The sequence below is a fragment of the Sphingomonas sp. SUN039 genome (genome assembly GCF_024758725.1).
GTDB lineage: Bacteria > Pseudomonadota > Alphaproteobacteria > Sphingomonadales > Sphingomonadaceae > Sphingomonas_O.
In genome coordinates, this window is record NZ_CP096972.1 from 1,393,779 (window position 1) to 1,410,843 (window position 17,065).

Annotated in this window: 25 protein-coding genes and 1 other RNA gene; 14 read left to right on the plus strand and 12 right to left on the minus strand. The window is 65.2% G+C overall.

Annotation, left to right across the window (positions count from 1 at the left end; all coding sequences use genetic code 11):
• The first annotated feature begins 15 nt into the window (after positions 1 to 15).
• From dapF to ispZ, 4 genes are read left to right on the plus strand one after another with little or no spacing between them, the layout of a single operon-like run.
• Positions 16 to 822 (plus strand): diaminopimelate epimerase, encoded by an 807-nt coding sequence (dapF, locus tag M0209_RS06705; RefSeq protein WP_258887514.1) that lies wholly within the window; start codon positions 16 to 18, stop codon positions 820 to 822.
• Complete coding sequence (locus tag M0209_RS06710) at positions 819 to 1,967, plus strand: MiaB/RimO family radical SAM methylthiotransferase (protein ID WP_258887515.1); 1,149 nt, start codon at positions 819 to 821, stop codon at positions 1,965 to 1,967. The genes dapF and M0209_RS06710 overlap by 4 nt, the downstream gene beginning before the upstream one ends.
• Positions 1,964 to 2,890 (plus strand): signal recognition particle-docking protein FtsY, encoded by a 927-nt coding sequence (gene ftsY / locus M0209_RS06715; protein WP_258887516.1) that lies wholly within the window; start codon positions 1,964 to 1,966, stop codon positions 2,888 to 2,890. The genes M0209_RS06710 and ftsY overlap by 4 nt, the downstream gene beginning before the upstream one ends.
• Positions 2,887 to 3,474: a septation protein IspZ gene (gene ispZ / locus M0209_RS06720; RefSeq protein ID WP_258887517.1), complete on the plus strand. Its 588-nt coding sequence runs from the start codon at positions 2,887 to 2,889 to the stop codon at positions 3,472 to 3,474. The genes ftsY and ispZ overlap by 4 nt, the downstream gene beginning before the upstream one ends.
• On the opposite strand, the gene M0209_RS06725 is transcribed toward ispZ, so the two are convergent.
• Positions 3,475 to 4,095, minus strand: coding sequence for a superoxide dismutase (locus M0209_RS06725; protein ID WP_258887518.1), 621 nt, complete (start codon positions 4,093 to 4,095; stop codon positions 3,475 to 3,477).
• 64 nt (positions 4,096 to 4,159) lie between these two features.
• Complete coding sequence (pspF, locus tag M0209_RS06730) at positions 4,160 to 5,212, minus strand: phage shock protein operon transcriptional activator (protein WP_258887519.1); 1,053 nt, start codon at positions 5,210 to 5,212, stop codon at positions 4,160 to 4,162.
• A 166-nt stretch (positions 5,213 to 5,378) separates the two neighbouring features.
• Here pspF and M0209_RS06735 point away from each other — a divergent pair, with 166 nt between their 5' ends.
• From M0209_RS06735 to M0209_RS06780, 10 genes are all read left to right on the plus strand, one after another.
• Complete coding sequence (locus M0209_RS06735) at positions 5,379 to 5,834, plus strand: energy transducer TonB (protein WP_258887520.1); 456 nt, start codon at positions 5,379 to 5,381, stop codon at positions 5,832 to 5,834.
• Positions 5,835 to 5,919: 85 nt separating this feature from the next.
• Positions 5,920 to 6,588, plus strand: a complete 669-nt coding sequence (pspA, locus tag M0209_RS06740) for a phage shock protein PspA (RefSeq protein WP_258887521.1) — start codon at positions 5,920 to 5,922, stop codon at positions 6,586 to 6,588.
• Position 6,589: 1 nt separating this feature from the next.
• Positions 6,590 to 6,814 (plus strand): envelope stress response membrane protein PspB, encoded by a 225-nt coding sequence (gene pspB, locus M0209_RS06745; protein ID WP_258887522.1) that lies wholly within the window; start codon positions 6,590 to 6,592, stop codon positions 6,812 to 6,814.
• Between the two features lie 22 nt (positions 6,815 to 6,836).
• A complete protein-coding gene (gene pspC, locus M0209_RS06750; RefSeq protein WP_258887523.1) occupies positions 6,837 to 7,214 on the plus strand; it encodes an envelope stress response membrane protein PspC in 378 nt (125 codons plus the stop codon).
• A gap of 27 nt (positions 7,215 to 7,241) precedes the next feature.
• Positions 7,242 to 7,532: a hypothetical protein gene (locus M0209_RS06755; RefSeq protein ID WP_258887524.1), complete on the plus strand. Its 291-nt coding sequence runs from the start codon at positions 7,242 to 7,244 to the stop codon at positions 7,530 to 7,532.
• 26 nt (positions 7,533 to 7,558) lie between these two features.
• Positions 7,559 to 7,807 (plus strand): hypothetical protein, encoded by a 249-nt coding sequence (locus tag M0209_RS06760; RefSeq protein WP_258887525.1) that lies wholly within the window; start codon positions 7,559 to 7,561, stop codon positions 7,805 to 7,807.
• A gap of 27 nt (positions 7,808 to 7,834) precedes the next feature.
• The gene (locus tag M0209_RS06765) at positions 7,835 to 8,080 is read left to right on the plus strand and encodes a hypothetical protein (RefSeq protein WP_258887526.1); all 246 of its coding nucleotides are present in this window, start codon (positions 7,835 to 7,837) and stop codon (positions 8,078 to 8,080) included.
• Positions 8,081 to 8,094: 14 nt separating this feature from the next.
• A complete protein-coding gene (locus tag M0209_RS06770) occupies positions 8,095 to 8,337 on the plus strand; it encodes a hypothetical protein (RefSeq protein ID WP_408988185.1) in 243 nt (80 codons plus the stop codon).
• A 133-nt stretch (positions 8,338 to 8,470) separates the two neighbouring features.
• Positions 8,471 to 8,893 carry a SufE family protein gene (locus tag M0209_RS06775; RefSeq protein WP_258887527.1) on the plus strand — a complete coding sequence of 141 codons (423 nt, stop codon included), beginning with the start codon at positions 8,471 to 8,473 and terminating at the stop codon, positions 8,891 to 8,893.
• Positions 8,890 to 9,213 (plus strand): hypothetical protein, encoded by a 324-nt coding sequence (locus tag M0209_RS06780; RefSeq protein ID WP_258887528.1) that lies wholly within the window; start codon positions 8,890 to 8,892, stop codon positions 9,211 to 9,213. The genes M0209_RS06775 and M0209_RS06780 overlap by 4 nt, the downstream gene beginning before the upstream one ends.
• Here M0209_RS06780 and M0209_RS06785 read toward each other — a convergent pair.
• The 10 genes from M0209_RS06785 to M0209_RS06830 all read right to left on the minus strand — a co-directional run bounded on the left by M0209_RS06785 (position 9,190) and on the right by M0209_RS06830 (position 17,065).
• A complete protein-coding gene (locus M0209_RS06785) occupies positions 9,190 to 9,462 on the minus strand; it encodes a (2Fe-2S) ferredoxin domain-containing protein (protein WP_258887529.1) in 273 nt (90 codons plus the stop codon). The genes M0209_RS06780 and M0209_RS06785 overlap by 24 nt on opposite strands.
• Entirely contained in the window at positions 9,459 to 10,004 is a 546-nt protein-coding gene (locus M0209_RS06790) for a J domain-containing protein (RefSeq protein WP_258887530.1), read from the minus strand. The genes M0209_RS06785 and M0209_RS06790 overlap by 4 nt, the downstream gene beginning before the upstream one ends.
• A 28-nt stretch (positions 10,005 to 10,032) precedes the next feature.
• Positions 10,033 to 10,405, minus strand: an RNA gene (rnpB, locus tag M0209_RS06795) — RNase P RNA component class A.
• Positions 10,406 to 10,417: 12 nt separating this feature from the next.
• Positions 10,418 to 11,113 (minus strand): N-acetylmuramoyl-L-alanine amidase, encoded by a 696-nt coding sequence (locus tag M0209_RS06800; protein WP_258889586.1) that lies wholly within the window; start codon positions 11,111 to 11,113, stop codon positions 10,418 to 10,420.
• A complete protein-coding gene (locus M0209_RS06805; RefSeq protein ID WP_258887531.1) occupies positions 11,113 to 12,000 on the minus strand; it encodes a DMT family transporter in 888 nt (295 codons plus the stop codon). The genes M0209_RS06800 and M0209_RS06805 overlap by 1 nt, the downstream gene beginning before the upstream one ends.
• A 9-nt stretch (positions 12,001 to 12,009) precedes the next feature.
• Positions 12,010 to 12,867 (minus strand): protein-glutamate O-methyltransferase CheR, encoded by an 858-nt coding sequence (locus tag M0209_RS06810; protein ID WP_258887532.1) that lies wholly within the window; start codon positions 12,865 to 12,867, stop codon positions 12,010 to 12,012.
• Positions 12,864 to 13,931, minus strand: a complete 1,068-nt coding sequence (locus M0209_RS06815) for a chemotaxis protein CheB (RefSeq protein ID WP_258887533.1) — start codon at positions 13,929 to 13,931, stop codon at positions 12,864 to 12,866. Before M0209_RS06815 ends, M0209_RS06810 begins: the two co-directional genes overlap by 4 nt.
• A gap of 4 nt (positions 13,932 to 13,935) precedes the next feature.
• Positions 13,936 to 14,304: a response regulator gene (locus M0209_RS06820; RefSeq protein WP_258887534.1), complete on the minus strand. Its 369-nt coding sequence runs from the start codon at positions 14,302 to 14,304 to the stop codon at positions 13,936 to 13,938.
• A gap of 62 nt (positions 14,305 to 14,366) precedes the next feature.
• A complete protein-coding gene (locus tag M0209_RS06825; protein WP_258887535.1) occupies positions 14,367 to 14,795 on the minus strand; it encodes a chemotaxis protein CheW in 429 nt (142 codons plus the stop codon).
• Positions 14,792 to 17,065, minus strand: coding sequence for a chemotaxis protein CheA (locus tag M0209_RS06830; RefSeq protein WP_258887536.1), 2,274 nt, complete (start codon positions 17,063 to 17,065; stop codon positions 14,792 to 14,794). The genes M0209_RS06825 and M0209_RS06830 overlap by 4 nt, the downstream gene beginning before the upstream one ends.

The window sequence follows — 17,065 nt, forward strand, 5'->3', positions numbered from 1 at the left end:
TAGATGCGCGCGGTCATGACTGGCCGCTTTCACAAGATGCATGGACTGGGCAACGACTTTGTCGTGATCGACGCACGCGTGGACGCCGTTGCGATGACGGTATCGCGCGCGCGCGCGATTGCCGACCGGTGCACGGGCATCGGGTGCGATCAGTTGATCATGGTCGAGCCATCGGACAGCGCCGATGCGACGATGCGGATCTGGAACCACGACGGCAGCGAAGTCGAAGCGTGCGGCAATGCGATGCGCGCGCTCGCGGTGTTGATCGGCAAGGCGACGCTGGCGACCAAAGGCGGGAACGTCCAAATCGCGCCCGACGATAGCGGAGCGACTGTCGAGATCGGTGCACCGCGTTTCGGCTGGCAGGACATTCCGCTGGCCTACGCGATGGACACCGCCGCCATGCCGGTCGGCTGGGAACAGCTCGAATCCCCGATGGCCGTCAATGTTGGCAATCCGCACGTCGTATTTTTCGTGGAAGACCTCGATGCGGTCGATGTCGAACGGCTGGGCCCGCAGATCGAAACCGACGCGCTGTTTCCTCAGCGAATTAATGTGAACATCGCGCAAATGGTCGATGCGGGACATATCCAGTTGCGGACTTGGGAACGTGGTGCCGGATTGACGCTGGCCTGCGGGACCGGCGCCTGTGCGACGGCCGTCGCCGCGATCCGTTCGCGCAAGGCGACCGGCCCGGTCGAGGTCGCGATGACGGGCGGCACGCTGACCATCGACTGGCGCGACGGCGAGCCAATCCGGATGACCGGCCCCGCCACGCATGTGTTCACCGGCGAGGCGGACTGGAGCCGGTTCGGCGCATGAGTGTCGAAGTGCTCGATTTCGGCTGTCGCCTGAATATCGCCGAAGGTGCGGCGATCCGTGCGCGGCTGACCGGCGGCGACCCGCAAGTCGTCATCAACAGCTGCGCAGTTACCGGCGAAGCGGTGCGGCAGGCCCGACAGGCTGTGCGGCGCAGTGCCCGGGCGCGACCCGGGGTGCCGATCACCGTCACGGGCTGCGCGGCGGTGACCGACCGCGCGGCATTCGAAGCCATGCCCGAGGTGTCGCGCGTCATCGCCAAGGAAAGACCGCGCGGCGACGTCCCAGCCGTCAGCGACGAGGGCCACGCCCGCGCCTTTGTCGAGGTTCAGAATGGCTGCGACCATAACTGCACGTTCTGCGTCACGACGATCGCCCGCGGTGCGAGCCGGTCGTTCGATGCTGGTGTCGTCGTCGAAACGATTGCGCGCGCGGTCGAGCGCGGCCAGCGCGAAGTCATCCTGACCGGGGTGGACCTGACCAGCTATCGCCCGTCGCTTGCGGGGCTCGTCGCCGCGATCTTGCGCGAAGTGCCTGCCCTGCCCCGGCTGCGGTTGTCGTCGCTCGATCCCGCAGAGGTCGATGGCGCGCTGTTCGACCTGATCGTGCATGAGCCACGGATCATGCCGCACGTCCATCTGTCGCTCCAGTCGGGCGATCCGATGATCCTGAAACGGATGAAGCGGCGGCACACGCGCGAACAGGCGATTGCTCTGGTCGAACGGCTGAAGGCGGCGCGACCCGGCGTTGCCGTCGGTGCCGACCTGATCGCCGGATTCCCGACCGAGACCGACGCGATGCACGCCAGCAGCCGCGCGATCATCGATGAATGCGACATCGTGTTCGGCCATATCTTCCCCTATTCGCCGCGCGCGGGCACGCCCGCCGCGCTGATGCCGCCGGTCGCGACGAGCATAGCCAGGACCCGCGCCGCCGAACTGCGCGAAGCGAGTGCGGGGCGTCGTGCCGCATGGCTGGCGACACTGGTCGGCACGACGCAGACAGTGCTTGTCGAGCGTAGCGGGCAGCGCGGACATGCTCCGAACTTTGCCACAGTCGATGCGTCGGCGGCGGTGGCACCGGGCAGCATCGTGCCCGTCCGCATTACGGCCAGCGATGGCGCGACCCTGACCGGAGACCCCGCATGAGCGAGACCAGCTGGGCCAAACGCCTGTTCTCGGGACTGCGCCGCACGTCGGAAAAGGTCACCGAGAGCGTCACGACGCTGATCGGGATCGGTCAGCTCGGCGAGTCCACGCTGGACTCGGTCGAAGATGCGCTGATCGCTGCCGATCTCGGTTCACCCACCGCCGCGCGGGTGCGCGCCGCCATTGCCGCCCGGAATTTCGAACGCGGGATCGACGAGCCGGGGCTCCGCGCGGTGATCGCAAGCGAAGTGGCGGCAGTGCTGGCACCGGTTGCCAGGCCGCTCGTGATCGACGCCTTCCCGCGCCCGCAAGTGATCCTCGTCATCGGCGTCAACGGCTCGGGGAAGACCACGACCATTGCCAAGCTGGCGCATAATCTCCTCGAGCAGGACTATGGCGTGATGCTCGTCGCAGGCGATACGTTCCGCGCTGCCGCCATCGGCCAGTTGAAGGTGTGGGCCGAGCGGCTCGGCGTTCCCATCGTCAGCGGCCCCGAGGGCGGCGACGCGGCAGGCGTGGTGTTCGACGCGGTCAAACAGGCGACAGCGACGGGCATCGACGTGCTGATCGTCGATACCGCGGGGCGGCTCCAGAACAAGACCGAGCTGATGGACGAGCTCGCCAAGGTCCGCCGCGTGCTGGGGCGGCTCAATCCCGCCGCGCCGCATAATGTCGTGCTCGTGCTCGACGCGACGACGGGCCAGAACGCGCTCAACCAGATCGAGGTGTTCAGGAATGTCGCGGGTGTGACGGGCCTGGTGATGACCAAGCTCGACGGGACCGCGCGCGGCGGTGTGCTCGTGGCGGCGGCGGAGAAATACGGCCTGCCGATCCATGCGGTCGGCGTCGGCGAAACCATCGACGACCTGCGCCCGTTCGACGCGCAGGAACTGGCGAATGCGATTGCGGGAGTGAAGGCGTGAGCGACGTGAAGCCCAAGAGTGCGGGAAATCTGGGGTTGTTGCTCGATTACGGGCCGCTGATCGCGTTTTTTATCGGATATAAAATCTGGGGTGTGTTCGCGGGTACGGGCGTGTTCATGGCGGCAATGATCGTCGCGCTGGTTGTATCGAAATGGAAGCTCGGTCGGATTGCGCCAATGCTGTGGATTTCGGCGATCCTGATTATCGGCTTCGGCGCGCTGACCATCTGGTTCCACGATCCCAGTTTTATCCAGAAAAAACCGACGATCATCTATGCGGGACTAGGCGTGCTGCTGCTGGGCGGCGCGATGCTGGGCAAACCGCTGCTCAAATATGTGCTCGAAGCGGGCTTCGAGGGGCTCCACCAACGCGCATGGCTCGTCCTGTCGCGCAACTGGGGACTGTTCTTTTTTGCGATGGCCGTGCTCAACGAAATTCTGGTGCGGCAACTGAGCTTCGACACGTGGCTTTCGGTCAAGGTCTGGGCGCTGATCCCGCTCTCGATGGCGTTCGGGATCGCGCATGTACCCTATATGATGAAGAACGGGCTGGGCGGCGAGGCAGAGGTGCCGCCCGCAAGCTGATCACCCCTTCTGGTCTGCCCTGCCCGCGCCCTTACCGTCGAGATTCTGCGCGACGAAATCCCAGTTCACGATGTTCGCCAGCACGGTTTCGGCAAACTTGGGCCGGGCGTTGCGATAGTCAATGTAGTAGGCGTGCTCCCACACATCGAGGGTGAACAGCGGCGCGACATTGTGCGCGATGGGCGTGTCGGCGTCGTGGTAGGACGCGACCTTCAGCTTGCCGCTATCGAGCACCAGCCACGCCCAGCCGCTGCCGAAATGCGCGACGCCCTCTGCCGCGATCTTCTTGAGCAAAGCCTCGGTCGAGCCGAAATCGCGCACGATCAGGTCGGCGAGCTTGCCGCTCGGCACTTGCTTCTTGGGCGACAGGCATTGCCAGAAGAAACTGTGGTTCCACAGCTGTGCCGCTTGGTTGAACAACTGCTTGTCGCCCGGTGCCGTGTGGTTCTTGATCAGCTCGACCAGCGACATACCGCCCAAGCCCTTGGCCGCGACGATCTCGTTGGTCTTGTCGACATAGGCCTTGTGGTGCTTGCCATGGTGGAAATCGAGCGTTTCGCCCGACATGTGCGGGGCGAGTGCGTCGCGGGCATAGGGCAGCGGGGGCAGCACGAACGGCATGACTGGACACTCCTCGAGTATAGTTCGGCCCTAGAACGCGCGTAACGGCGTTCGGTCGCATCGCTCAACCCGCATTTTCGTTGTCCGCTATCTCGAACAGCCCGTGGCGCTTCATCGCGTGGCGCAGCTGATCGTAGCTGAGCGCCACCGCTTTCGCTGCCGCACGCTGATTGTACCGGCAGCGCTTCAATGCCTCGGCCAGGATATCGCGTTCGTATTCGGCCACCGCAGCCCGGAAATCACGGACATCGGCAACGCTGCGCGCAATCGCGGTCGCGCTCATTGGCACGAGCGCCCCAGAGACGACCGGCGCGGCTGCTGCCCCCGACACCGCTTTGGGCATCCACGGCGAGTCGAACGGGTCGAAATCGATCTCGTCGATCGCCTTGTTCTCGTCCTCCCAGCGATAGACGGCGCGTTCGACGGTGTTGCGGAGTTCGCGTACATTGCCCGGCCAGTCGTAACGTTCGAGCACTTCCATCGCCCCGGTCGAAAAGCCCGGCCATTTGCGCCAGTCGAGTTCGGCCGCCATGCGTCGCCCGAAATGGTCGGTCAGCACCGGCACATCACCCGTCCGCGCGCGCAACGGCGGCAAGGTGACGACCTCGAATGCCAAGCGGTCGAGCAGGTCGGCACGGAACCGGCCCTTATCGACCAGCGACGGCAAATGCTCGTTGGTCGCGGCAACGATGCGCACGTCGACGCGCAGTGGCTTGTTCGAGCCGATCCGGGTGACCTCGCCATATTCGACCGCGCGCAGCAGCCGTTCTTGCGCGCCCGCCGAAAGCGTCGCGAGTTCGTCGAGGAACAATGTGCCCCCGTCGGCCTCCTCGAAACGCCCCTCACGCGCCTTGGTCGCGCCGGTGAAAGCACCCGCCTCGTGCCCGAACAGTTCGGCTTCGATCAGCGTCTCCGCGAGCGCGGCGCAGTTCATCGTGATCAGCGGGGCCGCCCAGCGTGGGCTGAGGCGGTGGAGACGTTCGGCAACCAGCTCCTTGCCCGTCCCCCGCTCGCCGATGACCAGCACGGGGCGGTTCAACCCGGCGGCGCGACTGGCACGCTCGATCGAATCGAGAAAGGCGAATGACTCGCCAACGACTTGATTGCCCCTGTCCATTCCGCAGAGTTAGTGAAAATTACCGAACATTGGCAAGGATGATTTTGCGAACTCGATCAAGAATGCCGGATTTCCGCCATTCCTTAAATTGGCACGCATTCTGCAAAACGGTTCATGTCCCCGCCAACCCCGACGGCGACAGCAACAGGTTTCAGGAGTTTACCCGATGTACACCGCTACCGCCCCCAGCTTTCGCACCACGGCAACTGCCGTTGCGGCGTCGATGCTCGGCACCGCGCTGATCTTCGCGGCCCCGCAGGCGGCGCAAGCCTCCCCCAAAAGCGATTTCGTGCGCAACGTCGAAGCGCAGCTGAAGACCGAGGCCTATGCCCCCGCCGATCTGTCGGGGGTTGCGACCATCGCGGTCCGGATCGACGCCGACGGCAAGGTGCTAAGCGCCGACGTCGCCGGTTCGAGCGGCCACAAGCTGCTGGATGACGACGCACTGCTGACGGCAAAATCGGTCGTCTTTCCCAAGGGCGCGGCCCGCACGGTCGCCGTTGTGATGAAGTACGGCAACGTCGCCAAGCCCGGCGAGGCCCAGTCGGTCGCGCTCGTCAACCGCTACGTCAACGCCAAGGGCGAAGCGCTCGCACAGAATCCCGCCAGCCCCGTCGGCTGATCCGGGGCCGGGACGGGCAAACCCCTGCTCGTCCCGGCACATGTTTCACGCTAGATAATAAGTCGCATACAGAAAGGCCGTTTCCATGGGTATCTTCTCCCGAACCCGCGACATCGTCGCCGCCAACTTCGCCGACTTGCTCGACAAGGCCGAAGACCCGGCGAAGATGATCCGCATGATCATCCTCGAAATGGAGGAGACGTTGGTCGAGGTCCGCGCGACCGCCGCGCGCACCATTGCCGACCAGAAGGAAATGCGCCGCCATATCGGCAAGCTCCAGTCGCTCGAAGCGAACTGGGAAGAAAAGGCCGAGCTCGCGCTGTCGAAGGACCGAGAGGATCTCGCCAAGGCCGCGCTGGTCGAAAGGCAGAAGGCGACCGACCTGATCGAAAGGATGCAGGCCGAACTCGCCATACTCGACGATGCGCTGAAAGCGTCGGAGGGAGATATCGCCAAGCTCCAGTCGAAGCTGCGCGATGCCCGCAGTCGCCAGTCGGCGATCGCGACGCGGATGGAAACCGCGCATCAGAGCATCCGCGTCCGCGAAGCCTATTCGGGCGAGCGCGCGCAGGACGCCTTCTCGCGCTTCGAAGTGCTCGAAAAGCGTGCCGACCTGGCCGAGGGCCGCGCCGAGGCGCTGGCGATGGGTGCCACCAAAACGCTCGACGAGGAAATCGACGAGCTGAAATCATCGGAAAAAGTCGATGCCGCGCTCGAAGCGCTGAAGGCAAAGGCCGCAGGAAAGGCGAAGTAAGATGGAAGACGTCCTTCTCCCCATCGTCATCGTCGGGATGCTGTTCATCGGGATGCCGTGGGTCATTCTCCACTACGTCTCCAAATGGAAGCAGGCGAAAACGCTCACCGTCGATGACGAAAACCTGCTCGACGATCTGCACGATACCGCCCGCCGCCTGGAAGACCGCGTGGTCACGATCGAGCGCATCATGACCGCTGATAACCCCAATTGGAAAAACGGCTGAACCGCCGCTTAGGAGACCTGCAATGACCGCACGTCGTACATCCTTCTACCTCGACAAACAGAACGCCAAATGGCTGGGCGTGTGTTCGGGGATCGCCGACTACACCGGCATCGACCTGACAGTCGTTCGCGTCGTCACAGTGCTCGGCACCGTGTTCGGATCGGGCGCGCTGCTGGTCGCCTATCTGATCATCGCGTGGATGGCCCCGGCCAAGCCGGTCGGCCTCTACGACGACGCCGATGACGCCAAATTCTGGCAAGGCGTGCGCCAGTCGCCGTCGCGCTCGACCCGTGATGTCCGCGCCAAGTTCCGCGATCTCGACCGTCGGCTTGCCGATGTCGAAACCTATTACACCAGCCGCAACTCGTCGCTCGCCGACGAGATCGACAGCTTGCGCTAGGGTGTCGGCAAAGGGGGAGTGATGACAATGGAGCACGGAGCACCCGAGTTCATTATCGCGCTGGTGGCGATCAGCACCTTCGGCTGGATCGCGACGAGCTGGATCAGGGCTCGGCACGGCTACCCGGTCGAGGGCGAATGGGGCGGATCGGTCGCCAAGTCCGACCCGCAAGCCGACCGCAAGATCGAGCTGCTGTCGTCCGAGAGCGAGCGTCTGACCGGCCAGGTCGATCGCTTGCAGGAACGGATCGCGGTTCTCGAACGCATTGCCACCGACAAGCCCGCGCGGCTTGCCGAAGAAATCGATAGCCTGCGCTGAGCAGCTGACATCAAGGGACAACGACCATGCAACACTGGATATGGGTTCTCATTCCGCTCGCGGCCATCGGCATCGCCCCGTTCAAGATGTGGCTTCGCCTCAAGGAACGGCAGCTCGAACAACAGTCGATGATGACCGCGGAAAAGACCGCGCAATACGCCGCGCATACCGAGCGGCTCGAGGAGCGCATGCGCGTGCTCGAACGGATCGCCACCGACAAGGGGGTCAATCTGTCCGACGAGATCGAGGCGCTGCGCGACACGCCGCTAAATTGACGCCAATTCCACTGGGGAGTGCATTCGATGAATCCGTTTGAAATGGTTGTGCTGATCATCGCCATCGCGATGATCGGGAGCATTATCAAGGCACGATACGGCTTTTCCACCGACCGTATGGGACGCACAATTCCGACACGCTCGGATGCTGAGGCGGGCCGGTTGAAGGAGGAAATCGTCCAGCTGAAGGAGCGTATTGCGGTGCTCGAACGGCTGGCCACCGACGAAAATGGCGCACGCCTGCTCGATCGCGAGATCGAGAAGCTGCGGTGACAGGAGCAATGGTCATGGACAGTCTGACGCTGTATTTCGGCATGGGAATGACCGCGCTGATCGCCAGCACCGTGCTCGGCCTGATCGGCCTCAAGGGCTTTACCGCCTGGATCGATCTGAAACGTGCCGAGATCGGCGCACGGGTCGAGGGAGCAATGCCCGTCTCGGGCCCGACGGTCGGCCAGCGCATCGATGTTGCCGACCTGAAAGAGCGCGTGCGGCGGTTGGAGGCGATCGCGGCGGGAGTGGATATCTAACCCTCTTCGCTTCGCGGAGAGTGCGATGCGAAGCATCGGGAGAGGCACGCCGCCTCCACAACATGCCTCTCCCGGCTGCGCTTTGCTTCGCCACCCTCTCCACAAAGTGGAGAGGGTCTGTATAGCGATCGGCATGTCCCTGCCCGCTCTCTCCGATATTCGCGACGAATACGACTTCCTCGACGCCGACGACCGATATCGCCTGCTGATCGATCTGGGCCGCGATCTTCAGGCGATGCCCGATGCACTCAAGACCGACAGCACTTTGGTGCGGGGATGTTCGGCCAGCGTGTGGGTTTATCCGATGCGGGATGGGGACAAGCTCCATTTCCTCGCCGACTCCAATGCCGCGATCACCAAGGGGATCATCGCGCTGGTCCTGACCACTGTTCAGGACCGGACCGCGACCGAGATCGTCGCGACCGACATTGCCGCCGAACTCGCCCCGTTCGACCTGTCGCGCCAACTGAGCTCGAACCGGACGCAGGGCATTCCGAACATGATCGCGCTGATCAAGTCGACCGCAGAGCGGCATCTGGTATCGCCGCCGTCATGAATGCCGCGCTGATCCTGTTTATCGCCGCGCAGATCAGCGTGGCGGGCAAGCCGCTCAAGCCAGCCGATTTCCTCGACGGACGCGCGATCGCGGGCGGCACCGGCGCGCCCGTGGTGATGCTGACACTCACACCGGCCGCGGCAGCGCGGGTCAAGCGGCTGGGGCCGACGGCAAAAATCGCGCTCGACGGCAAACCAGCGCCCGCGCGGTTCGTGGACAACACGATCGAACTCGACGGGCAAAAAACATTCGACGCGGCGGCAAAACTGGCCCGCGCGATTTCCGGGAAAGCGCCTTTACCCGACAGTCTCGAGGAATAGCGCGGCCACCTCGTCGGCAGGCGTGCCATGGGCAACGATCGCCCATTCGCGTGGCTTGCGCGAATCGTGCAGGGTGACGGCATCTCTTGGACAGACGCCGAGGCAGCGGGTCTTGACCAGCTTGATCCGGTGCGGCTTGAGCGCGCGCTTCAGCGGCTTGGTGAGCTTGTCTTTGGCATGCGTCCGCTTGAAGCACTTCTCGCACGCCATAACGATCGCAACCGGTTTTGCGCGGGCCAGCCGGATCATGTTGCTGTCTTGACTGCTTCGCGCCGCTCCTCCGCAGACCTCAGCACGTCCCAAGCGGCCTGGATCTCGCGAAAACGCGCGGCGGCATCGGCATCGCCGGGCTTCAGATCGGGGTGGTTGGCCTTGGCGAGGCCACGCCACGCGATGCGGATGTCTTCGAAAGACGCATCGCTCGCCACCCCCAGCACGTTCAGCGCGCGCATCTCGTCGTTGCTGCGCGTGCCATCGCCCGGCCCCGCCCATTGCTGGTAGGCGCTGGTCTTCCAGCCCCCCGCTTCGGCCTGCTCCTGTGCTTCGCGCGCAGCGGCTTCTTCGGGGGTAAGCCCCTGAAAATAGTCCCAGTTGCGATTGTACTCGGCGGCGTGCGTCTCGCAGAAATACCAGCGGTCCTTGCTGTTCGGCGCCTTGGGCGCGGGCTTGTCGCCCTTCGCCTCGCAGCCGTGCCGGTCGCAGAGCCGCACGGTCGTTGCCGCCGTTTCCGACCCGTACTCGCGCCAGCGCGGAAAGCCCCAGTCGAGCGAACGTGTTGTGCGGCGCGGCATGGGGCGCATCTAGGGACTGGGGGCGTAATGCGCCAGAGGGTCTGTAAGCCGGGTTCTGTCCACGCGGTTGCCCGCGCTGTGCGACCATTCCTCTAGGACTGCCGTTGCCGACAGCCTCCAGCAATCAACCCGGACGACGGAACCGAGCAGGTCCATATGCCGTCCCTATTCGATCTTGCTCCAGGTGGGGTTTGCCCTGCCAGCCTTGTTGCCAAGGCCGCGGTGCGCTCTTGCCGCACCGTTTCGCCCTTGCCGCGCCGAAGTGCGGCGGTCTGTTTTCTGTGGCACTGTCCCTTGCCCCGGCTTGCGCCGCGACCGCCGGGCGTTACCCGGCACCTTCACTCTGTGGAGCCCGGACTTTCCTCGCGCGGCAAGCCGCCCGCGGTCGCCCGACCCTCTGGCACATGTGCGCCTTACTCGTCGCCCTGCGGTTTGGGAAGCAGGAGGGCGAGCAAGATCGCTCGGCACTCGCCGTCGATGGTGCCGTCGAGCAATTCGGGCCGGAACCTGCGCTGGAACGCGACGACGGCGGCCAGCCTGTCGCTGACGTCGTAACCGAATCGCTCGAGCGCGAGCAGGAACCCCGCATCGGTCCAGTTGGGATCGATCAGATTCCTGGTCGGGCGCGGCAAGGCGAGGCGGACCTTCGCCAGCCGCGCCCAGGGGAACAGCTCGCCGGGGTCCTGCTTGCGCGCGGGGGCAACATCCGAATGGCCGACGACATTGCCGCGCGTGATGCTGTGGCGGCTCTTGATATCGGCGACGAGCTCGATCACCGACTCGATCTGCGCTTCGGGAAACGGGCGATACCCCCATTCGTGTCCGGGGTTGACGATTTCGATGCCGACGCTCGCCGAATTCACGTCGTCGGTCACTTCGCGCCAGTGCGACCGGCCGGCGTGCCAGGCACGCTTGTCCTCGGCCACCAGCCGCAGGATTTGCCCGTCCTCGGCGACGACATAATGCGACGATACCTTTGACTCGGGGATCGTCAATTGGCGGATCGCGAGGTCGGCGCTCTGCATGCCAGTGTAATGCAAAACGATGATGCTGACAGGGCGTTTGCGCTCGTCGAAATTGGGCGAGGGCGTCTCGATGATGCGGTCGATCACGCCTGCTCCTCCCTCGCGCGTGCGCTGCGCGTCGTCACGATGGCGACACCCGCCAGCGCTATCGTTCCGCCCAGCACCATAACCGGCGTGAGCGGATTGCCAAATACGATGCTGGAGGCAACCACGCCGATAACCGGCGCGCCGAGTGTCACAGGGATGACCGTCGTGACCGGATGGCGCTGGAGCAGCCACGCCATGCCGCCCGATCCGATCAGCGTCGAGCCGAGCGCGGAAAAGGCAATCCACACGAACGCGACGGGCGGTACCAGAACGGCACCCGTCATCACCGGCGCTTCGAAAAACAGCGCGAGCGGCGCGAGGATGATCGTGCCGCCAAGGCCGATCCACGCATACATCGTCGGGATGTCCACACCGACGAGGCGACGCTGGAGCAGCGAACCGGTCGCCCACATCAGCGAGGCCAGCACGGTCAACAGCAGTCCGGGCACCTCCTTCGCCGCCGCAGGATCGAACACCAGCAGCAGGCAACCGCCCATCGCGAGCGCCATGCCCGCCACGCGGACGATACCGATACGCTCTCCCAGAAATATGATGGCAAGGATCAGCGAGAACGGCGCGCCCAATTGCCCCGCAATCGCCAGCGCGCCGACATTTTCGGTGACCACCAGCGACAGGTTGACGATGGCGAAGAACGCGCCGCCGATGACGACGGACAGGGCGAGCAGATCGCGCATCCGCCCCGGCACGATGCGAAGCCACGGCAGGCAGACGATGAGTACCAGCGACTGGCGCAGCAAGGCCGCAGTGAACGGCGGCACCAGATCGACCGACATCTTGATGGCAACGATGTTCAGCCCCCAGACGAGGTTGATCGCCAGCGCGACGGCGATGTCGCGCGGCCCGAATCGGCTGGGAGATGACACTGGCCCCGCTTAGCGGGTTGCGACGCGCAATGGCGACCGCGAAACCTCATGCGCGGCGACATAAAGCCCGCGCATGTCGGGATGCGAGGCAAAGCGTTCGGTCTGGCCGATCACGGTCTCACCCGCGCCGAGCATCAGCACGCCACCAGGGTCGAGCGCGTCGGCCATATGGTCGAGCACCTGCGTCCGCAGCGGCACTACGAAATACATGAGCACATTGCGGCACAGGATCAGGTCGAAGCGGCCGGGTGCGGGCTGGCGGATATCATGTGTGGCAAAGCGGATATCGCGCGCGAGCAGGCCATCGGCGACCCAGTCTTCGCCGTCCTCGCGAAACCAGCGCAGCATCGTGCGAACCGGAAGGCCGCGCTGGATTTCGAACCGGCTGTAGCGGCCGGTCCGCGCGCGGGCGACGGCAGCGGCAGACGCATCGGTTGCAAGGATGTCGAACGTCCAGCCTGCCCAGCGCGGTCCCCCGTCGCGGAGCAGCATCGCCAGCGAATAAGCCTCCTGTCCCGTCGAACATGCCGCCGACCAGATCCGCAGGCGACGCGAAGCCGTGCGGTTGAGGCGGAGCAACTCGAGCGCGTCGCGGTCGAGCTGGTCGAACGCCGTTGCGTCGCGGAAGAACGAGGTTTCGTTGTTGAGCAAGGCCTCGACCACGCGGCTCGCGAGCGCGGGATCGCGCCCAGACGACAATTGCGCGACAAGCGGATCGAGTGTCGGCATCCCCAGTTCGCGCAGGATAGGCTTCAGCGATGCCTCGATCCGCCAACTCCGCGCAGGCGACAGGATCTGGCCGGTGCGCGCTTCGAGCAGGGCCGACAAGATCCGCGTTGCCGCGCTCGTGGTTTCGGGCGCAGTCATTTGGACCCCCGCCGCGCGAGATGTGCAGCCAGCCGCGCGGGTGGTGCGGCAACACAGGCCAGCCCTTGCGTCGCGATCGATCCCGGCATGCCCCAGACGGCGCTGCTTGCACTGTCCTGGACCATAACCGATCCACCCACATCGACGAGGCGGGCCGCACCCGCGCTGCCGTCGCGGCCCATGCCCGTCAGCACGACGGCGGCAGCATCCGGCCCCGCTGCTTCGCCGAGCGATACCAGCATCGGATCGACCGAGGGACAGCAGCGCGTCGGAACCGGCGCGTCGCTGAGGCTCGCCACGAAATGTGTCCCCTGCCGACGGACCAGAAGGTGCGCGTGTCCCGGCGCAACGAGAATTTCACCGGGTTCGGCGATCCGCCCCTCGGTTGCGACATGGGCGAAGCGCCCGGCCATCGCCGCCAGCTGGTCGGCGAAATAGGGCATGAAGCTCGGCGGCAAATGCTGCGTGACCACGATCGGCGCGCCGAAGCTTGCGGGAAGTCCGGCGAAGAATGCGGCAAGCGCACTGAGCCCGCCGGTCGATGCCCCGATGCCGAGCAGGGCAACCGGCGTCGCGGGTTCGGGACGTAACGTGAAACGGGCAACCTCGCCGCCATGGCGCGACGCGCGACCGAGGCGTTCGATCCGGTCGATCAGGACCGCCTGGAACGACTGGTTGAGCTGGCCCATCGCCGGTTTGGCGAGCGTATCGGCCGCGCCGGCCGCAAGCGCACGCAAGGTCGCCTCTGCCCCGGCGCGCGCGGTCGAGGAAACCACCAGAACCTTCGCCCCCCGCCCGGCAGCCAACAGGTCCGGCAGCGCGGCAAGGCCGTTCCAGCCCGGCATTTCGAGATCGAGCAGCACGACATCGGCACGGTTGTCGCGCAGCCAGGCAATTGCCCGTCCGGCCCCGTCGACCGCCCCGGCGAGTTGGAGCGATCCGCCGCAATCGACCATCTGCGACAGGGCGGCCCGTGCGACTGCCGAATCATCGACAATCAGAACGGAGATCGGACGGTGTTGTCCGGCAACTGGGTCGATCCGGGTAGCAACGGCACTTGCCACGGGGTCAGGCGACCCCGGCGAACTGGAGCTTGCTCGCGAGTGTGTCGCGGTCGAAAGGTTTCATGACATATTCGTCCGCCCCGGCGTCGAGCGCGGCGCGGATATGGGCGGTGCCGTTTTCGGTGGTGCAGAACACGACCTTCGGCCGCGGCTGGACGTTGCGTTCGCCCAGCGCGCGCAAGAATTCGATGCCGCTCATCACCGGCATATTCCAGTCGAGCAGGACGACATCGGGAACCGACCGCGCCACCGCATCGAGCGCTTCCTGCCCGTCGCCGGCCTCCTCGACCGAAAAGTCGAGCGTTTCCAGTATGTGGCGCGCAACTTTGCGGATGACCTTCGAATCATCCACAACCAGACACGTTTTCGACATGTGCGACCCCTGCAGTTCTTGGAACGGACGTTAGTTTGCAGGTATGAGCGAGCCGTTAATCGTTATGCCGCAATCGCCGCAGGCACGACCGCAACGAGCTTCGCCGGATCGACGACGATGGCAAAACTATCGCCGACTTCGATCACGCCAGTGGCAATATCGCCCCACAACGGACCCAGCGGGACACCGGCATCGGCACTCACCGAGCCCGCGACGACATCGTCGACCCGGTCGACTCGCATGGCGTAACGATGGCCGTCGATTCCGGTCAGCACGGCACGCCCCGTCGGCGACGCAAACGGCCCGCCGGTGGCCGCACTGCAGTCGATCACCGTGATGACCTGACTACGGATCGAGGCCAGCCCCACGACATGCGACGCGGCAAGCGGCACCGGCACGACCAGCGGGATATCGACGACGGCCTCGACGCTCGTTGCCTCGAACGCAACCTGTTGCGCCCCGATCCAGGCGAGGACGAACAAGCCGCTCATGCCGATTTCCGGCGTGTGGCGCCAATAAGCGTACGAAGTGCGGGGCCGTCGTAGCGATCGATGGCGACGCCGCCCTCGGCTTGCCGTTCCAGCGGGATGCGGAGCGCCGCATTTGACGGGACATCGTCGCCGTCGAGATGGATGACCAGCTCGGGTGCATCGGCGGCGCCGAAGTGAACTTCGTACCCCGCAGCCGCTACCAGCGGTGCAAGTATCGCCTGCGACCAGGGTGTCCGGTCGAGCAGAATTGCCGCCACAGGCCGCTTCGCTGCGATGTCGGTTGCGCGCTCGAACAGGCTGAGCGCGTCGAGCAACTCCACCGGGAGATCGCCGATATTGAGCAGCGCCTCGACCCCCTTGGCATCGACAACGGCCATTTCGACCAGCGGCGCGAGGTCGTGAACGGTGGCGACCGGCAGGACGACACGACGCTGCCCATCGAACAGCAGCATCGCCAAAATCGATGCGTTGTCGGGCATGTCACCCGACCAGCAACTGGGAAGATGCCGCCCCTCGACGATTGCGAACCACCACCCGCCTGCCTCGACCCAGTCGGCACGCGATGTTTCGACCAGGCGCTCGACCAGCAAGCTCCGCACGGCGACACGCCGACCGTCGAGCGCGGTTGCGACGACCACTGAAGCAGGTCTGGCGGTGACGACCGTCGCTGCGGGCTCGACCGCACGGGTGTCGCGCGCAAGACCGATTGCACCGGCAATGCCGACCGGATCGAGCACGATAACCGGCCGACCGTCGTCGCCAAGGCTTTGGCCCGCGAACATCCCTTGCGAAACCAGTTGCGGTGCCATCGGGCGGACCACCAGTTCTTCATGGTCGAGCACGGCCTCGACCGCGAGTACATAACGCCCGCCAGACGGCGTCGCGACGATCATCGCCAGCCGCGAGTCCTGCGCCCGCAGTCCGAGCAGGTCGGCAAGGATATAGGCCGGATGCGCCACGCCCCGGATCACCGCGATATGGCCGCGGCCGACCGCTTCGATCCGGGCGTTGTCGCGCCCGAGCGCCACGACTTCCTCGACCGCCCCACGCGGGACGGCAAAACCCTGTCCCCCTGCCCGCACCACCAGCGCATTGACGATACTGAGCGTCAGCGGCGCGCGAAGCGTCACCGTCAAACCGAGTCCGGGCCGGTTGACGAGCGCGACACTGCCACCGAGCCGTTCGACATTGGCGCGGACGACATCCATGCCGACACCGCGCCCCGAAATCGTTGTGACCTTTTCGGCGGTCGACAGGCCCGCCTCGAAAATGAGCTGCGTTGCCGCAGCAGGATCGAGCACGGCTGCCCGTGCCGCATCGATTTTTCTGGCAGCGACGGCACGCTGGACAAGGACGCCCGTATCGATCCCGCGTCCATCGTCCGAAATCTCGATGCTGACCTGATTGCCCGATTGCAGCGCCGCGATCCGCACCACGCTGGTGGCGGGTTTGCCGGCGGCAACGCGCCCCTCGGGCGTCTCGATGCCATGGTCGATCGCGTTGCGGACGATATGGACCAGCGGATCGCGGATGGCTTCGACCATTTCGCGGTCGATCTCGACATCCTGGCCGCTGAGCTCGAGTGTCACCAGCTTGCCACATTCCTTCGCGGTGTCGCGCACGAGGCGCGGCAAGGTGGCGAAGAGCCGGTCGATGGGCTGCATCCGAGTGCGGGTCACACTGTCGCGCAGATCGGTGACGATCCCGGCGAGCCGCTCGAACCCGCTGGCCAGCGCCGGGTCGTCCGACAGGCGCACAGTGCGGGCGAGTTCGTTGCGGACGAGCACCAGGTCGGAAACCTGGGTCATCAGTGCCTCGAGCAGCGATACCGCAATGCGGACATTGCGCTGCGGGGCGGCACCGGGCGCTTCTACCCCGATGACGGTGGGAGCAACGGCATTGCGATCGAGCGCCGCTATCAGTGCGGTATCGCTCGATATTTCGGGCACTGCCCCTCCCGGCCTTTCGAGTGCAGCGACCAGAACCGCGATCCGGTCGATGACCGCCAGCATCGCCCCAACCAGCGCGGCATCCGCCTGCCGTCCTCCCGCCCGCACATCGGCAAGTTCGGTTTCCGCAGCATGAGCCAGCGCCTCGATGCGCGGCAGAGCGATGAAGCCGCAGCTTCCCTTGACCGTGTGAACGAAGCGGAAAATCTCGTCGAGGCGTGCACTATCCGCAGGATGGGTTTCCCACGAGAGCAGCGCGTCGCCGATGCGTTCGAGAGTTTCGCGCGTTTCCGCCACGAACTCTCCCGTCAGATCGTCCAT

Coding starts and splice junctions, on each gene's coding strand:
- ftsY (WP_258887516.1), top strand. CDS start 1,964: ATGAGCGAGACCAGCTGGGCCAAACGCCTGTTCTCGGGACTGCGCCGC.
- pspC (WP_258887523.1), top strand. CDS start 6,837: ATGACCGCACGTCGTACATCCTTCTACCTCGACAAACAGAACGCCAAA.
- M0209_RS06820 (WP_258887534.1), bottom strand. CDS start 14,304: ATGTCGAAAACGTGTCTGGTTGTGGATGATTCGAAGGTCATCCGCAAA.
- M0209_RS06780 (WP_258887528.1), top strand. CDS start 8,890: ATGAATGCCGCGCTGATCCTGTTTATCGCCGCGCAGATCAGCGTGGCG.
- M0209_RS06755 (WP_258887524.1), top strand. CDS start 7,242: ATGGAGCACGGAGCACCCGAGTTCATTATCGCGCTGGTGGCGATCAGC.
- M0209_RS06810 (WP_258887532.1), bottom strand. CDS start 12,867: ATGACTGCGCCCGAAACCACGAGCGCGGCAACGCGGATCTTGTCGGCC.
- M0209_RS06770 (WP_408988185.1), top strand. CDS start 8,095: ATGGACAGTCTGACGCTGTATTTCGGCATGGGAATGACCGCGCTGATC.
- dapF (WP_258887514.1), top strand. CDS start 16: ATGACTGGCCGCTTTCACAAGATGCATGGACTGGGCAACGACTTTGTC.
- pspA (WP_258887521.1), top strand. CDS start 5,920: ATGGGTATCTTCTCCCGAACCCGCGACATCGTCGCCGCCAACTTCGCC.
- M0209_RS06785 (WP_258887529.1), bottom strand. CDS start 9,462: ATGATCCGGCTGGCCCGCGCAAAACCGGTTGCGATCGTTATGGCGTGC.
- M0209_RS06825 (WP_258887535.1), bottom strand. CDS start 14,795: ATGAGCGGCTTGTTCGTCCTCGCCTGGATCGGGGCGCAACAGGTTGCG.
- M0209_RS06765 (WP_258887526.1), top strand. CDS start 7,835: ATGAATCCGTTTGAAATGGTTGTGCTGATCATCGCCATCGCGATGATC.
- M0209_RS06790 (WP_258887530.1), bottom strand. CDS start 10,004: ATGCCGCGCCGCACAACACGTTCGCTCGACTGGGGCTTTCCGCGCTGG.
- M0209_RS06735 (WP_258887520.1), top strand. CDS start 5,379: ATGTACACCGCTACCGCCCCCAGCTTTCGCACCACGGCAACTGCCGTT.
- pspF (WP_258887519.1), bottom strand. CDS start 5,212: ATGGACAGGGGCAATCAAGTCGTTGGCGAGTCATTCGCCTTTCTCGAT.
- M0209_RS06725 (WP_258887518.1), bottom strand. CDS start 4,095: ATGCCGTTCGTGCTGCCCCCGCTGCCCTATGCCCGCGACGCACTCGCC.
- pspB (WP_258887522.1), top strand. CDS start 6,590: ATGGAAGACGTCCTTCTCCCCATCGTCATCGTCGGGATGCTGTTCATC.
- M0209_RS06710 (WP_258887515.1), top strand. CDS start 819: ATGAGTGTCGAAGTGCTCGATTTCGGCTGTCGCCTGAATATCGCCGAA.
- M0209_RS06830 (WP_258887536.1), bottom strand. CDS start 17,065: ATGGACGATCTGACGGGAGAGTTCGTGGCGGAAACGCGCGAAACTCTC.
- M0209_RS06760 (WP_258887525.1), top strand. CDS start 7,559: ATGCAACACTGGATATGGGTTCTCATTCCGCTCGCGGCCATCGGCATC.
- M0209_RS06775 (WP_258887527.1), top strand. CDS start 8,471: ATGTCCCTGCCCGCTCTCTCCGATATTCGCGACGAATACGACTTCCTC.